A 24,986-nucleotide genomic window follows, 5' to 3' on the forward strand; every position below is an offset into this window, starting at 1 on the left:
CGTGCTCGACAGCGGTGCGTTCGGCCGCGCAGCGGTGCCGTCAGGGGCCTCGACCGGCGCGCACGAGGCCAACGAACTGCGCGACGGCGATACCAAGCGCTATGGCGGCAAGGGCGTGCGGAAGGCGGTCGAATCCGTCAACGGCGAGATCTTCGACGCGCTCTCCGGCATGGAGGCCGAGGAGCAGGTCGCGCTCGACACCGCGCTGATCGAGCTCGACGGCACGCCCAACAAGAGCCGCCTGGGCGCCAACGCCATCCTGGCCGTCTCGCTCGCCGCCGCCCGCGCCGCGGCCGAGGACTGCGGCCTGCCGCTGTACCGCTACCTGGGCGGCCCGCTGGCCAACGTGCTGCCGGTGCCCATGATGAACATCCTGAACGGCGGCGCGCACGCGGCCAACAACGTGGACTTCCAGGAGTTCATGGTGATGCCGGTGGGCGCCGAGACGTTCAGCGAGGGCCTGCGGATGGGCGTGGAGATCTTCCACTCGCTCAAGCAGGTGCTCTCGGCTGCCCGCAAGAGCACGTCGGTGGGCGACGAGGGCGGCTTCGCGCCGGACCTGGCGACGAACGAGGAGGCGCTGGAGGTGATCCTGGAGGCCATCGACCGCGCGGGCTACAAGGCGGGCGACGAGGTGGTGCTGGCGCTGGACGTCGCCAGCTCGGAGATGTACCGCGACGGCGCCTACGTCTTCCACAAGTCGTCCGGAGACCGGCGCACGGCCGCGGAGATGGTGGAGTTCTACCGCGACTGGACGAAGCGCTACCCCATCCGCTCCATCGAAGACGCGCTGGACGAGAACGACTGGGCGGGCTGGAAGCTGCTCACCGATGAGATCGGCGCCGAGACGCAGCTGGTGGGCGACGACCTGTTCGTGACCAACACCGAGCGCCTTGGCCGCGGCATCAAGGAGGGCATCGCCAACGCTATCCTGCTCAAGGTGAACCAGATCGGCACGCTCACCGAGACGCTGGAAGCCATCGAGATGGCGCGCAGGGCGGGCTTCAACGCCGTGATGTCGCACCGCTCTGGCGAGACGGAGGACACCTTCATCGCGGACCTGGCGGTGGCGACGGGGGTGGGGCAGATCAAGACGGGAAGCGCCAGCCGCACCGACCGCGTGGCCAAGTACAACCAGCTCCTCCGCATAGAGGAAGAGCTGGGCGCCGCTGCGCGCTACCCGGGCCGCGCGCTGTGGGGCTGACCCCTCGCGCCGGCCGCCGTCTCGCCGCCGGGGCCCTCCTGGCGGTCGCGGCGTACTATGCCGTGTGGGGCGGAGAGTACAGCGCGTTCGACCTCCTGCGCCTGCGCCGCCAGGGCGAGGAGACGAAGGTGCATCTGGCGCAGACCCGCGCCGAGGTGGACTCGCTTCGCCTGCTCGCGCGCAAGCTGGAGCGCGACGACGCCACCATCGAGCGCATCGCCCGGGAGCGCTTCGGGATGATCGCGCAGGGCGAGCTGCTGTACCGCTTCGTGGAGGTCGGCCCGGCCGCCGCGAAGCCCGCGGAAGCGGCGTCGGGGCCTTGACGACCCGGGTGGTCTGCCCTACATTGTACGAACTGTCGCGGGGTGGAGCAGCCTGGTAGCTCGTCGGGCTCATAACCCGAAGGTCGCGGGTTCGAATCCCGCCCCCGCTATGAAGATGAAGGCCGGCTCCCGGGCCGGCCTTCTCTCGTCCCGGAGCGTGGCAGGGTAGCTCAGCTGGTTAGAGCGTACGACTCATAATCGTAAGGTCGGGGGTTCGAGTCCCCCCCCTGCTACTTGGTAAAGTGATGGCCCCGCAGCGTAACCGCTGCGGGGCCATCGTCTTTTCCAGGTGGTCTGGAAAGTACGGTGCGAGGCGAAAGCGGGCGAAAGGCTGCAACTGTCCCGCGTGTGATTCGGCTCAGCGGCCGTGGCACCGGCTTTCGATCTCGTCTGAACACAGAGAAACCTCCTTTCCGATGCTTTTCGGAGAGGAGGTTTCTCGCTTCACCTTCCGAGCCATTCCCCAATTCGAGATGAGGTTCGGCCGTCCCAGGAGCGGGCGGCGAGGGGAACCGCAGGTTGCCAGTTGCGATTGCCTCGCATACGCCGCCCGGTGAGCGGTCGGAGGCTCGGGGGAGGACCACCGGTGGCTGCGGGGGGATGGTCGATCGCACGCCAAATCGAGTCCGTGTTGTGAGTTGAAGAAAACTTTCGGATTAGCCATCTTCCGAAGTCTCTTTCAGAGCTTAGTGGCGGGGTCGCACCGCGGATGCTTAGTCGATGGTGTTACGCGTGTGCGGTATACGCAGCTCCGCGGTAAATCAGGGAATTTAAACGAATAATAGAATGTTTGTAGAGGGCCTAGCGGAAAATTACGATCTACTCTATAGTTGGTCTACAGCCATCTTTCGTCTGATTAGGTTATTGTCTCCTGTGTCGAAGTGTACCCGAGCAGTACGGTTCCCACGGGTTGGATTCGCCTGTTCACCCGGTTGCCGCTGAGAGCGAGCCCTTTCCACACGGGCTCCTCCGACACTGTAGAAACCCCCCACTTCCCGGCGGAGGAACGGTCATCATGCAAGCCGTCCAGATCGCTGTCGCGTCGCTCCTGCTCGCCGCCGCTCCCCTCGCGGCGCAGGATCCCCATTCGCACATGGCCGGGCACGGCATGCCCGCCCCCGCGAATCCGCCGACCGCCCCCACCCCCTCCACGCCTGCCGAGCACGCGCACGCGGGCCACACCGCCCCGTCCGCATCTCCCGCATCCCCATCTCCGGACTCCGCCCATGCCGGACACTCCGCCCACGGGGCGCCGGGCGCCGCGGCGGTGGCCATGCTGCGCGCGCAGGTCACGGCGTACAGGCTGGGGGCAGCGGCCGGGGTGCCGCACGCGGGCGACGAGGTGGAGCTGCGGGTGCGGCTCACGGACAGGGCCACGGGCCGCCCGGCGCGCGGCCTGGAGCCGCAGGCGTGGGTGGACGTGCGCCACACCGCGGGTGCCACGCCCGAGGGCGAGTGCCAGCGCCGAGTAGGGGCGCTGAGCGAGAGCGGGATGATGATCAAGCACGGGCAGATCAGCCTGGCGACGCCCGTGGAGGACCTGAACTCGCACTTCCTGGCGGTTCTGGCGCGCACGCCGGTGGTGGCGGTGATCGACCCGCTGAAGGGCTTCGGGCGCACGAAGCTGTTCACCACCGTGCCGCTGCCCGCGCCCGGCGCCGAATGGACCTCGACGCCCGACGACCGGCTGATGTTCGTCACCATCCCCGATTCCGGGCTGGTAGCGGTGATCGACACGCACGAGTGGCGCATGCACGCGCGGCTGCGGCTGGGCGCGCGGCCCGGCAAGGTGGCGATGGAGCCCTCCGGCCGGCGCCTGTGGGTGGCCGACGAGGCCGACGGCAGCGTCACCATCGTCGACGTGGGGATGCTGACGCCGGTCGCGCGCTTCGCCGCGGGCGCCGGGCCGCACGCCTTCGCCTTCTCGGACGACGGCGCGACGGGTTTCGTGACGGCCCGCGCGGCGGGGACGCTGGCGGTGGTGGACGCCGCGACCGGGCGCGTGCGGTCGACGGTGCGCACGGGGCGCGAGCCGGTGGACGTGGCCTGGTCGCCCGCGCTGCACCGCGCCTTCGTGGTCAACGAGGGCGACGGGATCGTGGCGGTGGTGGACCCCGCGGCCGGCGCGGTGACGGAGCGCGTGACGTTCGCGCCGGGCATCCGCACGCTGGGCTTCGCGCCGGCGTCGGGCGGCCACGGTGGGATGATGATGATGGGGGACGACGACGCGCCCCCCGCCGGCGGCCGGCTGGCGTTCGTGCTCAACCCGCGCGAGGGCACGCTGGAGCTGTACGACGCGGTGGCGCGGCGGCGCCTGCGCACCCTGAGCGGCTCGCCCCAGGCCGACCAGCTGACCTTCACCTCGTCGTTCGCGTACGTGCGCGCGGCGGGCACGCCGGAGGTGGCCATGATCCCGCTGGCGGCGCCCACCACCGGCGCCATGGAGGCGCACGAGCACTTCCCGGCGGGCGACCTGCCGCCGGGCGCCGTGGCCGGAGGCGACTCGCTGGGCTCGGTGCTCATCTCCCAGCCGGGGATGCACGACGCCATCTACGTGGCGAACCCGGCCGAGAAGATGGTCTACAGCTACCACTACATGGAGGGGATGCCCGTCCCCCACGGCGGCGTGACCACGTACGAGTTCGTGCCGCGCGCCATCCGCACGGTGTCGCGGCGGCTGCGCGAGACGGAGCCGGGCGTGTACTCGACCACGGTGCGCATGGAGGACGCCGGCAGCTACGACCTGCTTCTGCGCAGCGCCTCGCCGCACGTGGTGGGCTGCTACGCCTTCGCGGTGGCGCCCGACCCGGCGGTGCTGGCCGCGGCCGGGCTGAGCGTGGAGCCGGCGGAGGCGGGCCGCACGCTGGGCGTGGGCCGCGCGACGCTGCGCTACCGCGTGGCGGACGGCGCCAGCGGCCGGCCGGTGGACGGGCTGGGCGACGTGCAGATGACACTGGCGAGCACCGACGGATGGCAGCAGCACTCGCCCGCCCGCGGCCTGGGCGGCGGCGTGTACGAGGCCGAGTTCACGGTGCCCGAGGCCGGCCTGTACGCCGCGGTGGTGGAGATCGCCTCGCGCGGGGTCTCGCCGCACAGCCGGGCGCCCGTTTTCTTCACGGCGGGCCCGTGACCACCGCCGCTGCGGTGCCGGTGGGCGCCGACGAGCTTCCCGCGCAGGACTTCCTGGAGGAGAGCCGGCTGCTGCCGCGCGTGCGCGACGGCGGGCGGCTGCGGGTGGCCTTCTCGGGCCGGCCCGACCCCCAGGCGGTGTCGCAGCTCGAGGTGCTGTTCGGCCTGCCGGTGGAGCTGGAGCCGATGGCCGAGGGCGAGCTGCTGGACGGCATCCGGCGCGCCTGCGGCCAGCCGACGGCGGCCTCGCTCTCGGCCGGGCTGGAGGGCGGCGCGCCGGCCGACGGGGACGGGGAGGGTGCGCACGACCTGGCCGAGATCGCCAACCAGGCGCCGGTGGTGCGGCTGGTGAACCTGCTGCTGGCCGAGGCGGTGGAGGCGGGCGCCAGCGACGTGCACCTGGAGGCCGAGGCCCGCACCGTCCGCGTGCGCTACCGGGTGGACGGCGTGCTCCAGGAGGCGCCCTCGCCGCCCACGCACCTGCGGGCGGCGGTGATCAGCCGCCTCAAGATCATGGCCGAGCTGGACATCGCCGAGCGCCGGCTGCCGCAGGACGGGCGGGTGCGGCTGCGCACCGCCGACCGCGAGCTGGACGTGCGCGTGAGCACGCTGCCCACGCTGCACGGCGAGTCGGTGGTGCTGCGCCTGCTGAACGTGGAGGGCCAGCGGATCGGGCTGGACGGGCTGGGGATGGCGCCCGACACGCTGGCCGGCCTGCTCCGTTTCGCCGAGCGCCCGCACGGCGTGGTGCTGTGCACGGGGCCCACGGGAAGCGGGAAGACGACCACGCTCTACGCGCTGCTCGACCGCGTGCGCACGGGGCGCGAGAAGGTCGTGTCGGTGGAGGACCCGGTGGAGTTCGACCTTCCCGGCGTGGCGCAGGTGCCGGTGCGGGCGCAGCTCGGCCTCACCTTCGCGCGGGCGCTGCGGTCCATCCTCCGCCAGGACCCCGACGTGCTGCTGGTGGGCGAGATGCGCGACCCGGAGACGGCCGAGATCTGCACGCAGGCGGCGCTCACGGGCCACCTCGTCCTCTCCACCCTGCACACCAACGACGCGCCGGGCGCCCTCACGCGGCTGGTGGACCTGGGCGTGGCGGACTACCTGGTCGCCAGCACCGTGCAGGCCGTGCTGGCCCAGCGGCTGGTGCGCCGCGTGTGCCCCGCCTGCGCGGAGCCGTGCGCGCCCGCAGCCGCGGTGGCGCGCGAGATGGCCGAGGCCGGCTTCCCCGCCGCGCGGGTGCCCGCCGCCCGCGGCTGCCCGGAGTGCCGCGGCACCGGCTACCGGGGCCGCACCGGCATACACGAGCTGCTGAGCGTGAACGACGCCCTGCGCGCCGAGCTGCTGCGCTCCCCCGGCGCCGACGGCCTGCGCCGCGTCGCCATCCAGAGCGGGATGCGGCCTCTGCGAGCCGACGGCTGGCGCCAGGTCAGCGCCGGCGCCACCACTCCCGAAGAAGTGCTGAGGGTCGCATGACGCACCTCCATCTCCCGGCCGCGCATCCCTCCATCTCCCGTCACCAGCCTGCTCCGCCCGCGTCTCCCGTCGGCGGACGAGCGGCGCTCGGCACGACCGCGTCCGTCCTTCGACCGAAGCGGCATCGTGTGCGAGATGCGAGGGCAATTGGGAGATGGGCAGCCGCGCATCTCCCCGAACCGCGTCTCGGCCGGTCGGCGGCGGCGGGGTTCACGCTGATCGAGGTGCTGGTGGTGATCGTGGTGATCGCGGTGCTGGCGACGCTGGTGGCGCCCAACGTGTTCCGCCACGTGGGGAGCGCCAAGCAGGCGGCGGCCAAGGCGCAGCTGGAGATGCTGGGCTCGGCGATGGACGCGTACCGGCTGGACCTCGACGCGTATCCGACCACGGAGCAAGGGCTTGCGGCGCTGCGGACGCGGCCGGCGGGCGGGAACGCGGCGGCGGTCTGGAACGGGCCGTACCTGCGCCGCGAGGTGCCGGCGGACCCGTGGGGGCGGCCGTACATCTACCGCAGCCCCGGCACGTCGAACCCCGAGGGCTACGACCTGATGACGCTGGGCCGCGACGGCCGCGAGGGCGGCAGCGGCGAGGATGCCGACGTCCTGGGGTGGAAGTAGCCGTGCCCTCCTTCGCCTGGCGCGCGGCCAATGCCGCCGGACGCACCCTGCGCGGGGTGGAGGACGCCGAGAGCCCCGCGCTGGTGGAGCGGCGCCTGGGCGAGCGCGGCCTGTACGCGCTGGAGGTCTCCGCCGTGGAGGGGCGGACGGAGGCCGGGGGCGTGCGCGCCGGGTTCCGCGGGCGGCGGGCGGACGTGACCGAGGCCGTGCGCTACCTGGCGACGCTGCTCGACGCCGGCTTCCCGCTCGACCGGGCGATGCTCGCGGTGTCGCGCGTGGTGGCGCGGGCCGACGTGGCCGCGGCGATGCTGGGCGCGCGCGACCGGGTGCGCGGCGGCGCGCGGCTGGACGAGGCGCTGGCGGCACATCCCGACGTCTTCCCGCGCTTCGCCGTGGGCATGGTGCGGGCGGGGGAGCGCGGCGGCAAGCTGGGCGCCGCCCTGGCCCGCCTGGCCGCGCAGATGGAGCGCGAGTCGGCGCTGCGCTCCCGGATGGCTTCGGCGATGATCTATCCCGCGGTGGTGGCGTCGTCGGGCGCGGGGGCGATGGCAGTGCTCTTCGCGTGGGTGCTGCCCCGCTTCGTGGCGCTGCTGAGCGACACCGGGTCGGAGATCCCGCGCTCCACGCAGCTCATGCTGGCCACGGGCGCCTTCGTGGCGCAGTGGTGGTGGGCGCTGCTGCTGGCCCCGGTCGTGGCTGCGGCCCTGCTGGCGGCCGTCCGCTCGTCCGACGCGGGGCGGACGCAGCTCCACCGCGTGCTGCTGGCGGTGCCGGTGGTGGGCGGGCTGCGGCGGCAGGCTGCGGCGGCGCGGCTGGCGCGGTCGCTGGGCTCCCTGCTCGACAGCGGGCTGCCGATCATGGCGGCGCTGGAGGTGGCCGCCGCGGCGCAGAGCGACGGCGCGGTGGCCGGCGAGATCCTGCGGGCGCGCGAGGACGTGCGCGCCGGCGACCGGCTGGCGGCGGCGCTGCGCCGGAGCAGCGTCTTCCCCTTCCTGCTGGTGCAGATGCTGGAGGTGGGCGAGGAAGGCGGCCGCCTTCCCGAAATGCTGGACCGCGCGGCCGACGCGATGGAAGCCGAGCTGGAGCGCGGCCTCGACCGCCTGGTGCGCCTGGTGGAGCCGGTGATGATCGTGGTCTTCGGCGGGATCGTGGGCGCCGTCGCGCTCTCCCTCCTGCAAGCCATCTACGGCATCCGCCCCGAAGGTCTCTGACCCGCGGCGCGGGCGAGGACTCGCCGGCTGAGGTTTGATGATCGAACGGGAGATGCGGGGGGGCCGACGCCTCGTCGCATCTCCCGAACCCCGCCAGGCCGGCCGAGCTGAGATCCTGTGCGGATCGATCTGACACGGCGGATGCGGGAGGCCGGCGAGATGGCGGAGGTTCGATGGCGCGGCGTTCGGCGACACGGACTCCCTGGTCCGACGGACAGTGCGTAGACGATAGGCGTTCGGACGGAGATGGACGGAGGGTGCGGAAGTCGGGCGGGACGAGGACCGGGGTGCGATGCAGGGGCAGGGACGGGAACCGCGGGACCGAACGAGGCAAACGATGAAGGGATCCACCTCTCGCAGGAGCCTGTTCCCGGCGCGGCTGGGGCTGGCGCTGGGGCCGGACCGGCTGGTGGCGGTGCGCATGGCCGGACGCCTCGCGCCCCACCCGGCCGAGGTGCTGGAGTGCGCCCTGGAGCCGCCCACGGCCGAGGGCTGGCCGTCGCTGGCGGAGGCGCTGCGCGACCTCTCGGCCGAGCTGGGCGTGCAGGGCGCGCGGGTGGACGTGGCGCTGCTGCGCAGGCTGGCCCATGCGCGGGTCCTGCCCCTGCCTCCGCTGGGACGCGCGGAGCTGGCGGCGCTGGTGCTGCGCGGAGCCCGGCGGCACTTCGCCGTGCGCGACGAGACGCTGGTGGCGGACGCCGTGCGCCTGCCGCTGCCGCGCGACGGCTCGCTGGCGCCCGCGCTGGCCGCGTGCGCCCCGGCGGAGCTGGCGGGGCACGTCGCGACGGCGTGCACGGCGGCGGGGCTTCGCGTGTCGCGGCTGGTCCCCGGAGCGGCGGCGCTCTCCGCCGGGGCGCAGGCGCTGGCGCCCGATCTTCGGCGCGGGCGCGCGCTGGTCGTCGCCTGTTCGGCCGGCGGCGCCGAGATCCTGCTGCTGGACGGCGGTGCCGTCGCCCGCATCCAGCCCCTCGCCCCCGCCGATTCCCTGTCGGTGGAGCCGCAGCCGCTGGGCGCGCGCGTGCTGGCGGCGCTGCACGCGGGCGAGGAGATGGCGTCCGCGGCGAGGATCGCCGTCTGCGGCACCGGCGCGGCGGCGGACGACGTGCGCGGCGCGCTGCTGACGGATGCGGAGCTGGGGGAACGAGTGGTCGTCGCGGCTGGGATGGACGGGCTTCCGGCGGATGCGGTGGCGGCGATGGGCGCGGTGCGGGCGGGACGCGAGGCGCCCGTCCTGCTCCACGGCGCGCTCACGGAGGCGCGGGTGCGCGCGGCGCGGCGGCGTACGCTGGTGCAGACGGCGGGCTCCGCGGCGCTGCTGGTGGCCGCGGCGTGGCTGCACCTGGACGGGGTGCGCCGCGAGGTGGACGCCGTGCGTGCCCGCCGCGAGCAGATCCGCCGCCCCGTGGCCGAGGCGATCGAGGCGCACGCGACGGTGGAGCAGCTACGCGCGGAGCTCGCGACGCTCTCGGCTCTGGAGTCCGCCGCCCCGGTCTGGAGCGGCGAGATCGCCGCGGTGGCGCGCTCGCTCCCGGACTCGGCGCACCTGCGCACCTTCGTGGCCGACTCGGGCGGGGTGCGGCTGGGGGGCGTCGCGCGCTCCGCCTCGGGCGTGGTGCCGGCGCTGGCGGCCACGCGGCGGTACGACCGCGTCTCGCTCGCCTCGCCCGTGCGCTGGGAGCAGGGCGACGCGGGCGAGCGCTTCGACGTGGCCGCCTTTCTCGCCGCCGCCGCGGTGAAGCCGTGAGCGCGCCCCGCTTCTCCGCCCGCGACCGCCGCGCCGCGGCGATGGGCGCCGCGCTGCTGGTGCCGGCGCTGGCGTGGACGTTCGCCGTCTCCCCGTACCTGGACGCGCTGAACGCCGAGCGCGACCGCCTGGACCGCGAGCGCGCGCTGCTGCGGCGCGAGCTGGTGCTGCTGGCCCAGGCCAAGGCGCTCCCCGCGGCCTTCGACCAGGGCGCCCGCCGGCTCCTCGCCGCCGCGCCGCGCCTGGCGGGGGGGGACGACGACGACGCGGCGGCCGCGGTGGTGGCCGGGTACGTCCGCCGCATGGCGGGCATCGCCGGGGCGGGGCTGGCGCGCGTGGAGCCGGCGGCAGCTCGCTCGGCGGGCGGCGGCATCACGGCGCTGCCCGTGGCCGTCACCGGTGAGAGCGACCTGGAGGGGCTGATGACCTTCCTCCAGATGCTGGAGGCCGGCCCCAAGCTGGTGCGGGTGGACGGGCTGAAGCTGGAGGCGCAGGACGGGCCGGTGGCGGTGGGCGCATCGTACTCCCCCACGCCGTTCTGGGTCGCCCCCGGCGGTGGTCCGGAGGTCATCCGCTTCTCGTTCACCGCCACGGGCTACGGCCTGGCCCCGGACAGCGCGTCCGTCCCTCCGGGGGCGAAGCCGAAGCCGTCGTCCCGCTCCTCATCTCCCGACAACGACGTTCCCGTGTTCGCCACGCCCGCCCCCTCCGCGGGCGGCGGCGCACCCACCGGCACCGAAGCCACATCCACGAAGGCAGGCCAATGAGCGCTGCGGGAAGATGGACACTGCTGTCGCGGGTGTCGGCCGGGGTGCTGGCCGCGTCGGCGCTGCTGGCCGCCGCCGCCGCGGCGGAGTGGCGCCAGGTGACGCCGCTGCCGCCCCCGCCGGGGCCGCTGGGCGTCCGCGCCATGCCGGTGGTGCCGCAGCCGCGGCGCAACGGGGGAGATGCCGTGGTGCTCGCCACCGTGGCGCGCGACCCCTTCCGCGCCGACCGCCGGCGTCCGCCCGGCCGCTACCGCATGCCCGGCGAACCCGCCCCGGCGCCGCCGGCCGAGGTGGCCGCGCCGGCCGCCGCGCCCACTCCGTCGTACGACTACCACCTTCTTGGCACCGTGGTGCTGGGCGACGGGGGCGGGCTGGCCGCGCTCTCCGGCCCCGGCGGGGAAGGGAAGGTCGTGCACGTCGGCCAGCAGGTCGACCGCTTCCGCCTGGTGCGGGTGACGCCGGGCAGCGCCACGCTCGCCGGCAGCGACACCACGCTGGTGTTGAAGACGGGAGGCACCGAATGAGGCGCGCCGTTCTCCTCGTCCTCGCCGCCGTCCTCGCCGGAGCGCCCGCCGCGGGGCAGGGTGCCGCGCCCGCCACCTCGCAGACGGGGCTGCAGCGCACGGCGGGGGGCGTGCAGGTCGACTTCCAGAACACCGACATGCGCCTGGTGGTGGCCGCGCTGGCCGAGGCCGCGGGGCTGAACGTCATCTACGGCGAGCTGCCGCAGAAGGCGGTGAACCTGCGCACCACCAACCCGGTGCCCCCGTCGCAGCTCCGCGTGTACCTCACCAGCCTGCTGCGCGCCAACGACCTTGAGCTCCAGGACGAGGGAGCCGGGCTGCTGCGCATCGTCCCCATCCCCGGCCGCGGCAGGCAGGCGGCGGAGGGCGGCGGCGCGGCGCCGCGGGCGGTGATCCAGGACGGCGCCGTGCGCGTCTTCGTGTACCGCATGCGCCACGCGCCGGCCGAGGACATGGCCCGCAGCATCGGGGCGGTGTTCGGGCTGGGCGACCCCACGGCCGGCGGCGACCGCGCCGTCAGCCTGACCGAGCAGCTCCGCGAGCAGACGGGCGGCCCGCCGGCGCGCACCCCGCAGCCCGGGCTGGCGGCGGCGCTGCTGGGGCCGGTGCAGATCTTTCCCGACACGCGCACCAACTCGCTGCTCATCCGCGCCAACCCGGTGGACTACGAGACGGTGCGGCAGGCGGTCGAGGAGCTGGACACGCGGCCCCTGCAGGTGCTGATCGAGGTGCTGATCGCCGAGGTGCGGCGCAACAGCCAGTTCGGCCTGGGGGTGGACGTGCGCGTGCCCAACCAGCGGGAGCCGCGCTCGGGCGCCATCGTGGGCGGCGAGCTGCTGGGCGGCTCCAGCGGCGACGTAGCGCTGCGCATCCTCCAGCTCGGGCGGGTGGAGGCGAACGTGGCCCTGCACGCGCTGGCGTCGTCGGGCGAGGTGACGGTGCTCTCGCGCCCCGTGGTGCTCGCGCAGAACAACGAGTCGGCGCGGCTGCTGGTGGGCGACCAGCGGCCCTTCATCCAGATCTCGCGCTCGCTTCCCACCGACAACGCGGTGCGCGACCAGGTCATCCAGTACCGCGACGTGGGCACGCAGCTCACCATCCGCCCCACCATCAACCCGGACGGCTACGTCACGCTCACGGTGCTGCAGGAGGTGAACAACGCCACCAACGAGACGCAGTTCGGCGCGCCCATCATCAGCACGCGCGAGGCCGAGACCAAGCTGCTCGTGAAGGACGGGCACACGGTGGTGATCGGCGGCCTCATCGACCGGCAGCGCAACACCAGCAACTCGGGGATCCCGCTGCTGAAGGACATCCCCATCCTGGGCAACCTGTTCCGGTCCAGCTCGCGCGAGAGCACGTCCACCGAGCTCTTCCTCTTCCTCATTCCCCACGTGCTGTACACCGACGAGGAGGTGGACTCGGCCGCGGCGCTGGTGCGCGAGCGCGCCCCGCGGCTGAACCGCGCGCTTCCGGACTCGATCCCGCTCTTCTGGCACGAGCGGCAGGATACGATGGGCGTCCCCGCGCCGGCCCGCCGTACTTCGCCCGCGCCGTCCGCCCCCGCCGCGCCCGGCACTCCGGCGCCGCGGGAGCCGCGGGGGCTCGTCCCGGTCCCCGCCGCGGGCGAGCGGAGGCGGGGATGACGGCGCGCGGCGGGTTCACGCTGCTGGAGATGATGGTGGTGCTGGTGATGATGGGCATCGCCGCCGCCGTCGCCGCGCCCGCGCTGCGCCCGCCGGCCGCCCGCACCGTGCCCGCCGCCGTCGACTCGCTGGTGCGGGTCCTGGCCCGCGCGCGCGCCTCGGCCGCGCGGCGGGGCGGGCGGGTGCGCGTAGAGGTGCGCGACGGAGCCTTCGCCGTCCTCTCGGACGACGACGAGGAGGCGGCCGACACGCTGGCTTCCGGCACGCTTCCCCTGCCGGCGGACGGGCGGGTGTCCGCCGGGACGGGCGGAGCCGCATCGGTCATGTTCGACGCCGTGGGCCGGGCGCGGGCGGACCGCATCTTCGTGGCGGGCCCGGACGCCCGCGTCGCCGTCGTCCTCGACCCGTGGAGCGGCAGTGCGCGCGCGATTCGCTGACCGGCGCGGCTTCACGCTGGTGGAGGCCGTCGTCGCGCTGCTGATCGTGGCCGTCGCGCTGGTGCCGCTGCTGGGCTCGGTGCGGCAGGCGCTGCAAGGGGCGGCGCGCGTGGCCCCGGCGCGGGACGCCGTGGCGCTGGCGGAGTGGAAGATGGAGGAGCTGTCGCTGCTCCCCGCGGACTCGCTGGGCGGCTACCTCCGCCCGCGCGAAGGCGCCTTCCCCGAGCCATTCGCCGCCTGGCGCTGGCGCGCGGTGATGCGCATCGAGCCCAGCTCCCCCGCGCTCCTCCGCGCCTCCGTGATCGTCGATTCGCGCGCCGCCAGCTTCTCGCTCGAGACCGTCTTCCACCGCCCCGAGATGCTGCCGCAGTTCGGCGGACCCACGCCATGATCGCCCTCCCCTCATCTCCCGAAACCGGAATCTCCCCATCCGTACGAGGCGAGCTCGCCGCGTCCGAAGACCGCGGAACCGCAGGCGGGAGATGCGCAGCCACGGACGCTGTTCGTGACGGCGCCGGGGGATGCGGACCAGCGGACGGTGGATGCGTTCGCGCCGAGTCTGCGGACGGTGGATTCGGACGTTTCGATCGACCGCGCGCCGGACGTCGCCGGGTGGACGGGAGATGCGGGGCATCTCGCGCTTCCGTCGCGACCGCCGGCTTCACGCTGGTGGAGGTGCTGGTGGCGATCGTGGTCGCGGCGGTGGTGTCCGCGGCGGCGTACGGGCTGGTGGGGTCGATCGCGCAGGCGCGGCGGGCGTCCATGCGTGCCGAGGCCCGCGCGCTCCCCGCAGCGGGCGCGCGGCAGGCGCTGGAGGACTGGCTGCGCGCCGCGGCGGTCTTCGACGGAAGCGGCTTCACCGGCGCCGACCGCTTCGCCGACGGCGTCCCGCGCGACGAGGTGGCTTTCGCGGTGGAGGACGGCGGCGCGCTGCGTCCCGGCCCGCGCCGCATCCGCCTGTGGGTCTCGCGGTCGTACTCGGGCCCGGCCGGCCTGCTCGCCGAGGTGGCGCAGATGGGGCCGCGCGCCGAGCCGCCGGAGACGCTGGTGGTGACGCCGGACGCGGGCGGGTTGCAGGTGGCGTATCGGACCACCGTCAACGACCACGTGCGGTGGGTGGATACGTGGGCGTCGGACTCGCTGCTGCCCGAGGCGGTTGACCTCCGCATCCTCCCCGCGGCCGAGGACGCCACCCGCGGCGCGGCGGACGGACTGGCGCCGCTGCTGCGGCTGCCGCTGCGCGTGCGGCTGCGGACGGAGACCCTGGACCCGGAGCGGACCCGTGCGCCACGACCGTAGGGGCTTCGCCCTCCTCGCCGCCCTGTGGGCGCTGGTGCTGGCCGCCGCGCTCGCGGCCGACCTGCACGCGCGGGCGCGCGGCGGCCTGGCCGGCGCCTCGGCCGCGCGGTCGGCGGCGCGGGCGCGGTGGGCGGCGCGCGGCGGCCTCGCCCACGCGGAGGAGGCGCTGCGGGCGCACCTCGCCGCGTCGGCGGCGGCGGGCGCGGCACTCGGCACCGACACTTTGCTCGTCCCGGTGGAGGAGCTGGACCTGGACGGCGTGCTCGTGCGGGTGACGGTGGTGGACGCGCGGGCGCGGGTGCAGCTCAACCTCGCCACCGCCGAGGAGCTGCGCACGCTGGCGGCCGAGGCGGGTGCGCCGGGAGATCCGGCCGCCTTCGCCTCCGCGGTCGCGCGCTGGCGGGCGGAGCGCGCGCCGCGCTGGACCTCCGCGCCCGAAGACAGCCTGGCCGAGCCGCTGCGCGCGCCGCCGGGGGCCTTCCACTCCGTCGCCGAGCTGCGGGCCGTGCCCGGCGTGACCGGGGAGCAGTACCGCGCCGTCGCCCCGTACCTCACCGTGGCCAGCGACGGGCGAATCGACCTGAACACCGCGCCCGTGCCCGTGCTCGCCACGCTGCCGGGCTTTGACCGCGAGGCGGCGCTGGCCGTGGCGGCGCGGCGGACCAGGGCGCCCTACGTGACGGCGTACGAGATCGCCGGCGGCCTGCCCGCCAACGCGCGCCTGCACGTGCAGGACGCCATGGCCGGCCTGCTGCTCCGCGTCGCCTTCGCGCCGCGCGAGGCCGAGGTGCGGGTACGGGCGTCGCAGCCCGGCCGCCCCGGCTTCGCCGAGATCCGCGCCGTGGCCGTGCTGGCGGGCGGCCGACTGGCGCCGGTGACGCAGGTCGCCGAGCGTTGAACCCCATCTCCCGCGATCCATGAGCCACGCCCACGACCGGCTGCGGGACCCGTCGCCCCGGCCCGCGCCCCCGCGCCGCGCCGTATCGCTGCACGCCGGCGAGCGCGAGCTGGCGGAGAGCGCGTTCCTGGGCGCCAGCCCCCGCGTGCTGGCGGCGGTGGACGTGGCGCGGCAGGTGGCCGACAGCACCGCCACCGTGCTGGTGCAGGGCGAGAGCGGCACCGGCAAGGAGCTGCTGGCCCGCATCGTCCACGAGAGCAGCGGCCGGGCGCACGGACCGTTCGTGGCGGTGAACTGCGCCGCCATCCCCGAGAGCCTGCTGGAGAGCGAGCTGTTCGGGCACGAGCGCGGCGCCTTCACCGGCGCGGCGGCGCGGCGGGTGGGGCGCTTCGAGCGGGCCAGCGGCGGCACGCTGTTCCTGGACGAGGTGGGCGACATGAGCCCCACCATGCAGGCCAAGATCCTGCGCGTGCTGCAGGAGCACGAGATCGAGCGGGTGGGCGGCGAGACCCCGGTGCGGGTGGACGTGCGGGTGGTGGCCGCCACCAACCGCGACCTGGAGGCCGAGGTCGCCGCCGGCCGCTTCCGCGAGGACCTCTTCTACCGGCTGGCGGTGGTGGTCGTGGTGCTCCCCCCGTTGCGCGAGCGCGGGTCCGACGCGGAGCTGCTGGCGCGCGAGTTCGCCAAGGCGTTCGCGCGCGAGCACGGCCGCCCGGTGCGCGACCTCTCGCCCGAGGCGGCGGCGCTGCTGCGCGCCCACTCGTGGCCCGGCAACGTGCGCCAGCTCCGCAACGTGGTGGAGCGCGCCGTCCTGCTGGCCGACGGGGAGACGCTGCGCGAGGACCACCTTCCCCCGGCGCTGCGGGCCGCGGCGGCCGACAGCGGGCGCTTCCTTCCCCTGCGCGAGCTGGAGCGGCAGCACATCCGCAGGGCGCTGGAGGTGACGGGCGGCAACCTGCGCGACACCGCACACATATTGGGCATCCACCGCAACACGCTCCGCCAGAAGCTCCGCGACATCGCCGAAGCGCCCTGAACGGAAACGCTCTTCACATCCCCGCGGCACTTACGCGCACGCTGACCGCCCCATCCGCTTCGGCAGATGGGGTTTTTCGTATCAGTTAGGACGTCGACCCCGAGAATATGGCGCCATGGTGTCGTTCAATGGACAGTGGATGCGTATTACCCTTCGTCCGGACGGCTGTCCAGGCCGTCTCGAATACAGAAGATGTGCTCGACCGAAGCGTGAATGCACAGCTTCTGTGCACGCCGGCGCCGCGCCGGGAACGTCTGGATTCGGGATGTGCTTGCAGAACATTAAGTTGTCGTTAAAGGGTAAGGCAGGAACAGGCGTTGCCTTGGGTGAGTGAGGACGCCCCGCGCTCGCGGGACGGCTCCGGGGATCTCACCTCCTCACCCCAAGGTCACCATGCCCCAACCTCCCCTCCCCGTCCCGCGCGCGCGCGGCGGCAGGCGCCTGGCAATGGCGCTGCTGCTGGGCGCGTTCGGGGCAGCACCCCTGCACGCGCAGTGCACCACGACCAGGGTGGCCCAGGTGGCCGCGCTGGAGCAGTTCGTGTGGTACAACCGCCTGGGCGCCAACGCTCCGGACGCGCTGATGTTCGCCCTGGAGCAGGACGTCCAGTCCAGCACGGGCGGCGCGGCCGTGGCGGGCAACGCGCAGCTCCGTCCGGGCAAGCGTCCGCGCCCGCTGGTGCTGCGCGTGAACGCGGGCCAGTGCCTCCAGATCACCCTTCGCAACCTGCTGTCGCCGGTGAGCGGCTCGCACCCCGACACGACGCGCGCGGTGTCGATCCACGTCAACGGCATGCAACTCAAGCGCACCATCGCCGACGACGGCTCGGCGGTGCAGGCCAACGCCAGCAGCCTGGTGGAGCCGGGCTCCTCGCGCACCTACATCCTGTTCGCCGAGAAGGAGGGCACGTTCCTCCTCTACTCCACGGCGCAGATGACGGGCGGCGAGGGCGACGGCGGGCAGATCGACCGCGGCCTGTTCGGGGCGGTCAACGTGGAGCCCGCCGGCGCCGAGTACTACCGCAGCCAGGTCACGAACGAGGACATGCGCCTGGCCAGCCTGGACGGCGCGGGCGTGCCGCAGTTCGCGAGCGGCTACCCCAAGATCAGCTACACGGCGGTGTACCCGGCGGGCAACCCGCTGGCCGGCCGGCCGATCCTGTCGATGCTCAAGGGCGACACGATCGTGCACTCCGACATCTCGGCGATCATCACCGGCCCCAACCGGGGCAACTTCGCCGACTCGGTGTACGCGAACGCGCACGTGCCCGTGTATCCCGACCGGGTGCGGCCCTTCCGCGAGCACACCGTCATCTTCCACGACGAGGTGGGGCTGGTGCAGGCGTTCGACTCCATCTACCGGAGCGACCGCTTCCGCTACACCCTGCAGGGCGGGCGCGACGCCTTCGCCATCAACTACGGCACCGGCGGCATCGGGTCGGAGATCCTGGCGAACCGCTTCGGGCTGGGGCCCATGGCTCGCTGCAACGACTGCAAGTTCGAGGAGTTCTTCCTCAGCTCGTGGGCGGTGGGCGACCCGGCCATGGTGGTGAACGTGCCCTCGGCGGCCAGCTTCAGCCCGTCGAACCCGCCGGTGAACCCCGCCCCGGCCACCAAGGCGCTCTATCCCGACGACCCGTCGAACGTGTTCCACAGCTACATCGACGACCACGTCAAGATCCGCAACCTGCACGCGGGCCCCAAGGAGCACCACATCTTCCACCTGCACGCCCACCAGTGGCTGAACACGCCCAACGACAGCCTGTCGAACTACAAGGACAGCCAGGCGATCGGACCGGGCAACGGGTTCACCTACGAGATCACCTACGGCGGCAGCGGAAACCGCAACGACACGCCGGGCGACGCCATCTTCCACTGCCACTTCTATCCCCACTTCGCGCAGGGGATGTGGGGCCTCTGGCGCAACCACGACGTGTTCGAGGGCGGCACGGTGCTGAACCCGACCAACGGCAAGCCCGTGGCCGGCGCCCGCGCCCTGCCGGACGCCGAGATCGTGGCGGGCACGCCCATCCCCGCGGTGGTGCCCATGCCCACCTACGCCCTGGCGCCGCTGCCCACCGACAGCATGCCGGGCTACCCCTTCTACATCCCCGGCGTGGCGGGCCACCGGCCCCCGCAGCCGCCCATGGACCTGGCGTTCGACGGCGGCCTGCCGCGGCACGTGGTCACCGGCGGCGTGGCGGTCTTCCCGGCGCTCAACACCCGTGACTTCAGCAAGCGCGACTCGCTGCTCACGGTGACCTTCCTGCCCGACTCGGGCACGGTGAAGGAGCGCGCGGCCATGCGCTTCCACTCGCAGCTCGGGTACACCACGCCCATCGCCAACGCGTGGACCACGACGGGCCTGTTCGAGACGAACGGCCTGCCGCCGGCGCCGGGCGCGCCCTACGCCGACCCCTGCGGCCTGCGCGGGGTGCGGATGGGCGACTCGCTCGACTACAAGGCGGCCGGCTTCCAGCTCACGGCGTACTACAACAAGGCGCGCTGGAGCTACAGCCAGCACCGCATGTTCGGCCTGTGGGCCGACGTGCCCGCCTTCATCGCCGGCACCAAGGCGCCCGAGCCGCTCTTCTTCCGGGCGCACAACAACAGCTGCCTCACCTACCACCTGGTGAACCTGATCCCGGCCGAGTACAACGTCGACGACTTCCAGGTGCAGACGCCCACCGACATCATCGGGCAGCACATCCACCTGGTGAAGTTCGACGTGACCTCGTCGGACGGCGCCGCCAACGGCTGGAACTACGAGGACGGCGCGCTCGCCCCCGACGCGGTGCGGGCCTCCATCACCGCCATCCGGCGCGCGAACGGGTGCGTGGGCCTCAACTCGGGCGACCCGCGCGACGGAACCGAGACGTGCCCCAAGGCCAGGTTCCACCCCAACTTCACCACCAACGCGGCGTGGAAGGGGGCGCAGGAGAACCTGCAGAGGTGGTGGGTCGACCCCGTCCCGCGCGGAGGCGTGGCGACGTCGGCGCTGCCCACGATCTTCACGCACGACCACTTCGGCCCCTCGTCGCACCAGCAGACCGGCCTGTACGCGGGCCTGCTCCCCGAGGACTCGGGGACGGTGTGGCGGGACCCGGAGACGGGCGCCAACCTGGGCGGCCGCACCGACGGCGGGCCCACGAGCTGGCGCGCCGACATCCTGTACGCGAACAAGCCGCAGATGAGCTACCGCGAGTTCGGCATCCAGATCGCCGACTACACCTTCGCGTACGGCAAGGAGGGCCTGGCGGCGGTCGGCACGGCGGCCTCGCCCATCAACCCGCCCGGCCGTGACGACGTGGGGCTCCCGTACCTGCTGCGTCCGCCGCGGGCGGCCAACAAGTGCCCCAACGACAGCCTGCCGCCGTGCCCCGAGATCGTCTCGTCGGCCGACCCGGGCACCATGGTGATCAACTACCGCAACGAGCCGCTGGCGCTGCGGGTGCGCGACCCCGCCGGCAACTCGCAGCCGGCCGACAGCACCGGCGACCTGTCGCTGGCGTACTCCAGCAAGGTGGTGCACCGCGACGTGCGGCTGGACTCGCTGGGCCCGTACGCGGCGCGTCCGGGCGTGCTGAACCGCGACCCGTTCACCCCCATGATGCGGACCTACGAGGACGACCGCATCCTCATCCGCCTGCTGGTGGGGGCGCACGAGGAAGGTCACAACTGGGGCATCAGCGGCACGCGCTGGCTCTTCGAGCGGCTGGCGCCCAACTCGGGCTTCCGGTCCAGCCAGATGGCGGGCATCAGCGAGTGGGAGGAGTTCTCGCTGAACCCCCTGATGGCGAACCGCCGCGACACCATCGCCGACTTCATGTACCGGGGCGGCAGTTCGGTGGACGACCAGTGGAACGGCCAGTGGGGCGTGATCCGCGCCTACCGGAAGCCGCAGGCCAACCTGTTCCGGCTCGACACCGGGCGGCCGGTGTCCAGCAGCCGCGACGCCGCGGTGAAGGACTCGGCGGCGGGGCGCTTCGCGATGGTGGAGGGGGCGTCGTCGTTCGCCGCCGCCAAGACCTTCCCCGACCCCAACGACACCACCACCTGGGGCGGCGACATCGCCACGCTCGAGGCCAGCAACCCCACCGTGACGCCGGCGCAGAGGTCGGCGCTCGACGCAGGCACGGCCACTCCGTCGGACAGCGTCCAGGCGGGCTACGGCACGGCCAGCGGCGACGGGCTCGACATGGACCTGTTCGAGTACGACCCCGACGCGGGGCAGGAGACGGTGGCGACCTCCGATGCGGCGGCGACCAGCAAGTCGGCCAGCTTCCATCTGCAGCAGGACGCCACGGCGACCTCGTCGATGCGCGCCGAGGCGGCTGCCGCTCCCGACGGCGGGGCGACCTCCACCACGACGGTGTACAAGAGCAGCCCCGGCGCGCTGGACGTGGGCTTCTATGGCGTCTGCCCGCGGCTGTCTCACCCGCGCGTCTTCGAGATCAGCGCGATCCCGGCGGCGCTGCTCCCCCGCAACCGGCTCACCTACAACACGCGCACCACGAACGGCGGGCCGCTGTACGACCCCACTGCCGTGGTGTACGTCTTCGACGCCGACCTGGTGAAGGGCGGCCTGAAGCGGAACCCGGAGCCGCTGGTGCTGCGTGCCAACGCGGGCGACTGCATCATGGTGCGGCTGCGGAACCGCCTCCCATCGGTCCTCCCGGACTCGGCGGGATACAACACGCTGCCCATGATCGTGGACAAGTTCAACGCTAACCAGGTGAACCCGTCGGCGCGCGTGGGGCTGCACGCGCAGCTCGTGAGCCTGGACGTGCAGCGCTCCGACGGCTCGGCGGTGGGCGTGAACGACAACACGACGGTGCTCCCGGGCCGCTGGCGCTGGTACCAGTGGTATGCCGGCACGGTCTACCCGCTGGCGAACGGCCACGTGCGCGCCACGCCGGCCGAGTTCGGGGCCATCAACCTGACCTCGTCGGACCGCGTCAAGCACTCCAACAAGGGCGCCATCGCGGGCCTGATCGTGGAGCCGCCGAAGACGCACTGGACGGTGAACCCCAACAACCGCGACGAGGCCGTGATCCTGCGCAACAGCGACAACGGCGTGGCCTTCCGCGAGGGCGTGACCTTCTTCCAGAACGACGTGAACCTGCGCTTCGGCAGCGCGGTGACGCTGCCGGCCGTGAACTGCGCGAGCGTGCTGGACGTGGACAACGCCGGCCAGTGCGCGGGCTCCACGGGCATCGTGTCGCACACGTTCGCGGCGGGCTCGGCGGTGCCGAACCTGGCGGGCGAGGACGACGCGGAAGACTCGGGGCAGAAGGGGCTGAACTACCGCACGGAGCCGCTGTGGTTCCGGAAGGGCTTCGCTCCCGACGCGGACCTGGGCTACACCGCCAACCTGAACTTCCGCACCGTGCTGCAGGGCGATTCGGCGCAAACGCCCATCTTCACGGCCACGGCGGGCGACTCGCTGCGGCTGCGGGTGCTGGAGCCGGGCGGCCACTCGCGCAACAGCGTGTTCGTGCTGCACGGGCACGTGTGGGAGCAGGAGCCGTACGCAGACAGCTCGCGCACCATCGCGCACAACCCCTACAGCGAGTGGAAGGGCGCGCGCGACGGGCACGGCCCGGGCGATCACTTCGAGGTGATCCCGCGGAACCGTGCGGGCGGGAAGTACCACGTGGCGGGCGACTATCTCTTCCGCGACATGGCTTCCTTCACCTTCGACGGCGGCATCTGGGGAATTCTTCGGGTGCTGCCGAGCACGACGAAGGCCGGGACGACGCCCGCGAGCGAGCCTGCCCCGGCCACGATCGACCAGCCGAGCAGCGCGTGCACGATCGACCCCAACACGGGGGAGACGGTCTGCAACTGAGCCCGCATGCCTGAACGCATTCACCCTTCTCCCCGGCCCGCGGCAACCTCCGCGGGCCGGGCGCATTGCCTTCGAACCGCTGATTATCGTAAGGCCGGGGATTCGAGTCCCCTCTCTAGGTAAAGCGATGGCCCCGCAGCGATTCGTCGCTGCGGGGCGTTTCGCGTTTTGGAATCTCCTGTAGCCGGGCCACGGACGGTGCCAGAAGGAACCCTCGGCGGAACGGAGGATGCAGCAAAACCCGAACGGAACGCGCTCCGGTCACGCTCCGTCCTTCGGCGTGCGGAGGGTGGATCTGCCGACGTGGATCGCGCGCCATCCGAACCGAGCTCCGGCGATGTGAGGGCGCCCGGCGGCGGTTGGCCATCCGCCGCTGCGCCACGGATACGAGCTGGGAAAACTTCCACGCGTGGCCGACTGCTTATCGAGCCTGGCCGTGGCGGCTCCGCGGCATACCACCTCGATCGATCGTGCATTTTGGGCCGAACGATCAAGCCCCCTTACGGTATGCTCGGTGAAAGATGCGCAGTTCATCGATCGAAACGCTATCATCCGTTTGGCAAAAGCGGCGACCCAGGCGGGCGGCACCTGTCTCGGTGCGCGATCTCCCGCGTGTCAGCCCGCATGCGGCGACGGTAGCGTGAAGCCCGGCAGTGGCGGTTCCGTAGCTCGGCCCGGCGCAATCGCTGCGCGCCGCACGCATCTCCCTCCTCCTCCCTTCCCATCTATGGAAGCCATCGCTACTACCTCGCCCGAGCGCGGCGCCGGCGGCTTGGAGCGCCTGCGAAGCTGGACGTACGCTTTCGTGGAGGCGGACGTGGAAGGCGGGCGCGCCTACGACCTGACCATCATCTGGCTCATCTGCCTCAACGCGCTGGCGATGATCCTGGAGACGGTGAAGCCGGCGAGCGCCGCGTACGGAGGCTTCTTCCGCTCCTTCGAGATCTTCACCGTGGCGGTCTTCACGGCCGACTACCTTCTGCGGCTCTGGGCGTGCACGCTGCGGACGGGCTTCGAGGGGGCGCTGCGCGGGCGGCTTCGCTTCGCGCTCACGCCCATGGCACTGGTGGACCTCGTGTCGGTGCTCCCGTTCTTTCTCCCCCTGCTGGGCGTGGACGTGCGGCTCGTTCGCGCCATGCGCACGCTGCGGCTGCTGCGGCTGGTGAAGCTCACCCGCTACTCGCACGCTCTGCAGATGGTGGGGCGGGTGCTCCGCAGCAAGGGCGAGGAGCTGCTGACCACCTTCCTGCTGGGCGGCGTGCTGCTGCTCATCTCCTCGTCGCTCATGTACTTCGCGGAGGGCGAAGCCCAGCCGGACAAGTTCTCCAGCATCCCCGCTACCATGTGGTGGGGGATCGTGACGCTGACGACGGTGGGGTACGGCGACGTCTTTCCCGTGACGACGATGGGGAAGCTGCTGAGCGCCGTCATCTCGGTGCTGGGGATCGGGATCGTCGCGCTTCCCACCGGCATCCTGGGCGCCGCCTTCGTCGAGGAGATGCAGGCGCGCAAGGAGCGCGAGCGGACCGGGCACGACGTCCCGGCCGTCCTCTGCACCCGCTGCGGAACGGAGGTCGAGAGCCAGGCCGCCACGCACCCCCACGAAGCGGGGTGACGAGCAGCCGAGGGCCCGAATTCGAACTCCAACTGCGAGACAAGCGAAAGGCCCCGGGCGACGAACCGCCCGGGGCCTTGTGATTTCGAAGAGTCCGGCGGGAACTCGAACGGGGCTCGCTCGGCCGCCGAAGCGGCTGTTACGCTCTACGCGGAGGTGCCTTCACCCGCCTGGTGAGCGTGGCTCCGATTGCCATCATGACGCCCCCCAGAGGAAAGAACGCCGCGCCCAGGACGTTGTTCGTGCGCAGCACGATTCCGCCGGCCGCGAAGAACGCGATTGCCGCGAGGAAGAAGAGGGCGGGTGGGGCAGTTCGGTTGCGCATGGCTCGTCCTGAACGGTTGGAGTCGAAACGGGGACGGCCGACCATACGTTTCCGCCGCGGATCGGTTTCGCGGTGACTTACCTGGCGTGGCCGCCGTACGCTGCACATCCGAGATCAAGCAGACGGACCAGCTCCGTATCACCGCGCGGATGGGCTCCGTGGTGCGAATCGCGGTGCGCATGTGACGATGTCTGGCTCCCCGCGTTCCCGCTCGAGCCCGGGCGACATCGCACGGACTGCGGGGGCCTGTCGAAGAAGCACCGGGAGGCGCTGCCCCCGTGGCGCGAGTAGATCCCCATCCTCGGCCGGTAACCTGCTCCGTTATCCCCGCAGCTCGCGCGGCAGGACGCCCGCGGTGCGCCGGAGGAGGCGGCGCAATGTCGTGGGCTCCGCGTACCCCACGCGTCGTGCGATCTCCTCGACCGTGCAGCTCGTCGTCTCCAGCAGCTCCACCGCGCGCTCCACGCGGAGGCGCTGAAGGAAACGCACGGGCGAGAGGCCCGTGGCCCGCTCCACTCGCCGCGCGAAGGTGCGCGTCGAGAGCCCGGCGGCAGCGGCCAGCTCGGGCGCGCTGATCCCGGTCTCCAGACGCTCGCGCGCCCAGCGTTCCGCGCGCACCACGTCGGGATCGTTCCCGGAAAGGTAGCCGAGTGCCATGTACCGCGACTGGCTTCGCCGTCCGTCCAGCAGGAGATAGCGCGCGCATCGCTCGGCGAGGTCGGGGCCTCCGTAGCGCCTGACGAGCGCGAGCATCAGGTCGAGCTGCGCCATCGCGGCGCCCGCGGTGGTGACCGGTCCGTCGGCCACCACCATGGCGTCGGGATCGAGAAGCACCGCGGGATACATCCGCTCGAACACCGGCGCGAGCCACCACGTCGTGGTGGC

General features: G+C 73.0%; 18 protein-coding genes and 2 tRNA genes. 19 read left to right on the forward strand and 1 reads right to left on the reverse strand.

Features of this window, described 5'->3' with window-relative positions:
• From eno to VFE05_06785, 19 genes are all read left to right on the forward strand, one after another.
• Nucleotides 1-1,204: phosphopyruvate hydratase (gene eno / locus VFE05_06695; protein ID HET6229753.1), on the forward strand; the 1,204-nt coding region annotated here is incomplete at its 5' end.
• Nucleotides 1,195-1,527 carry a septum formation initiator family protein gene (locus VFE05_06700; GenBank protein HET6229754.1) on the forward strand — a complete coding sequence of 111 codons (333 nt, stop codon included), beginning with the start codon at nt 1,195-1,197 and terminating at the stop codon, nt 1,525-1,527. The genes eno and VFE05_06700, both read left to right, overlap by 10 nt.
• Before the next feature lie 36 nt (nt 1,528-1,563).
• Nucleotides 1,564-1,637, forward strand: a tRNA-Met gene (locus VFE05_06705).
• A gap of 49 nt (nt 1,638-1,686) precedes the next feature.
• Nucleotides 1,687-1,760 (forward strand) — tRNA-Met (locus tag VFE05_06710).
• 782 nt (nt 1,761-2,542) lie between these two features.
• Nucleotides 2,543-4,657, forward strand: coding sequence for a hypothetical protein (locus VFE05_06715; GenBank protein HET6229755.1), 2,115 nt, complete (start codon nt 2,543-2,545; stop codon nt 4,655-4,657).
• Nucleotides 4,654-6,132 carry a GspE/PulE family protein gene (locus VFE05_06720; GenBank protein HET6229756.1) on the forward strand — a complete coding sequence of 493 codons (1,479 nt, stop codon included), beginning with the start codon at nt 4,654-4,656 and terminating at the stop codon, nt 6,130-6,132. Before VFE05_06715 ends, VFE05_06720 begins: the two co-directional genes overlap by 4 nt.
• Nucleotides 6,133-6,260: 128 nt before the next feature.
• Nucleotides 6,261-6,749, forward strand: coding sequence for a type II secretion system major pseudopilin GspG (gspG, locus tag VFE05_06725; GenBank protein HET6229757.1), 489 nt, complete (start codon nt 6,261-6,263; stop codon nt 6,747-6,749).
• A complete protein-coding gene (locus VFE05_06730) occupies nt 6,740-7,960 on the forward strand; it encodes a type II secretion system F family protein (protein ID HET6229758.1) in 1,221 nt (406 codons plus the stop codon). The genes gspG and VFE05_06730 overlap by 10 nt, the downstream gene beginning before the upstream one ends.
• Before the next feature lie 337 nt (nt 7,961-8,297).
• A complete protein-coding gene (locus tag VFE05_06735) occupies nt 8,298-9,704 on the forward strand; it encodes a hypothetical protein (protein ID HET6229759.1) in 1,407 nt (468 codons plus the stop codon).
• Nucleotides 9,701-10,471, forward strand: a complete 771-nt coding sequence (gene gspM, locus VFE05_06740; GenBank protein ID HET6229760.1) for a type II secretion system protein GspM — start codon at nt 9,701-9,703, stop codon at nt 10,469-10,471. Before VFE05_06735 ends, gspM begins: the two co-directional genes overlap by 4 nt.
• Entirely contained in the window at nt 10,468-10,995 is a 528-nt protein-coding gene (locus tag VFE05_06745) for a hypothetical protein (protein HET6229761.1), read from the forward strand. Before gspM ends, VFE05_06745 begins: the two co-directional genes overlap by 4 nt.
• Entirely contained in the window at nt 10,992-12,641 is a 1,650-nt protein-coding gene (locus VFE05_06750) for a secretin N-terminal domain-containing protein (GenBank protein HET6229762.1), read from the forward strand. Before VFE05_06745 ends, VFE05_06750 begins: the two co-directional genes overlap by 4 nt.
• Nucleotides 12,638-13,078, forward strand: coding sequence for a type II secretion system protein (locus tag VFE05_06755; GenBank protein HET6229763.1), 441 nt, complete (start codon nt 12,638-12,640; stop codon nt 13,076-13,078). Before VFE05_06750 ends, VFE05_06755 begins: the two co-directional genes overlap by 4 nt.
• Entirely contained in the window at nt 13,059-13,469 is a 411-nt protein-coding gene (locus tag VFE05_06760) for a type II secretion system protein (protein ID HET6229764.1), read from the forward strand. Before VFE05_06755 ends, VFE05_06760 begins: the two co-directional genes overlap by 20 nt.
• A gap of 221 nt (nt 13,470-13,690) precedes the next feature.
• Nucleotides 13,691-14,377, forward strand: coding sequence for a prepilin-type N-terminal cleavage/methylation domain-containing protein (locus VFE05_06765; GenBank protein HET6229765.1), 687 nt, complete (start codon nt 13,691-13,693; stop codon nt 14,375-14,377).
• Entirely contained in the window at nt 14,361-15,275 is a 915-nt protein-coding gene (locus tag VFE05_06770; GenBank protein ID HET6229766.1) for a hypothetical protein, read from the forward strand. Before VFE05_06765 ends, VFE05_06770 begins: the two co-directional genes overlap by 17 nt.
• Nucleotides 15,276-15,294: 19 nt before the next feature.
• Entirely contained in the window at nt 15,295-16,311 is a 1,017-nt protein-coding gene (locus VFE05_06775) for a sigma-54 dependent transcriptional regulator (protein HET6229767.1), read from the forward strand.
• 393 nt (nt 16,312-16,704) lie between these two features.
• Nucleotides 16,705-22,161 (forward strand): multicopper oxidase domain-containing protein, encoded by a 5,457-nt coding sequence (locus tag VFE05_06780; GenBank protein HET6229768.1) that lies wholly within the window; start codon nt 16,705-16,707, stop codon nt 22,159-22,161.
• 727 nt (nt 22,162-22,888) lie between these two features.
• A complete protein-coding gene (locus VFE05_06785) occupies nt 22,889-23,776 on the forward strand; it encodes an ion transporter (protein HET6229769.1) in 888 nt (295 codons plus the stop codon).
• A 646-nt stretch (nt 23,777-24,422) separates the two neighbouring features.
• Here the strand turns inward: VFE05_06785 and VFE05_06790 are convergent.
• Nucleotides 24,423-24,986, reverse strand: a 564-nt coding sequence (locus tag VFE05_06790) for a helix-turn-helix domain-containing protein (GenBank protein ID HET6229770.1), incomplete at its 5' end; no start/stop codon positions are given.

It is taken from the genome of Longimicrobiaceae bacterium (assembly GCA_035696245.1).
Classification (GTDB): domain Bacteria; phylum Gemmatimonadota; class Gemmatimonadetes; order Longimicrobiales; family Longimicrobiaceae; genus DASRQW01.

What these genes read in the sequence shown, in the direction of transcription:
- VFE05_06715 (HET6229755.1), top strand. Translation starts at nt 2,543, where the DNA reads ATGCAAGCCGTCCAGATCGCTGTCGCGTCGCTCCTGCTCGCCGCCGCT.
- VFE05_06785 (HET6229769.1), top strand. Translation starts at nt 22,889, where the DNA reads ATGGAAGCCATCGCTACTACCTCGCCCGAGCGCGGCGCCGGCGGCTTG.
- VFE05_06750 (HET6229762.1), top strand. Translation starts at nt 10,992, where the DNA reads ATGAGGCGCGCCGTTCTCCTCGTCCTCGCCGCCGTCCTCGCCGGAGCG.
- VFE05_06735 (HET6229759.1), top strand. Translation starts at nt 8,298, where the DNA reads ATGAAGGGATCCACCTCTCGCAGGAGCCTGTTCCCGGCGCGGCTGGGG.
- VFE05_06745 (HET6229761.1), top strand. Translation starts at nt 10,468, where the DNA reads ATGAGCGCTGCGGGAAGATGGACACTGCTGTCGCGGGTGTCGGCCGGG.
- VFE05_06755 (HET6229763.1), top strand. Translation starts at nt 12,638, where the DNA reads ATGACGGCGCGCGGCGGGTTCACGCTGCTGGAGATGATGGTGGTGCTG.
- VFE05_06780 (HET6229768.1), top strand. Translation starts at nt 16,705, where the DNA reads ATGCCCCAACCTCCCCTCCCCGTCCCGCGCGCGCGCGGCGGCAGGCGC.
- VFE05_06775 (HET6229767.1), top strand. Translation starts at nt 15,295, where the DNA reads ATGAGCCACGCCCACGACCGGCTGCGGGACCCGTCGCCCCGGCCCGCG.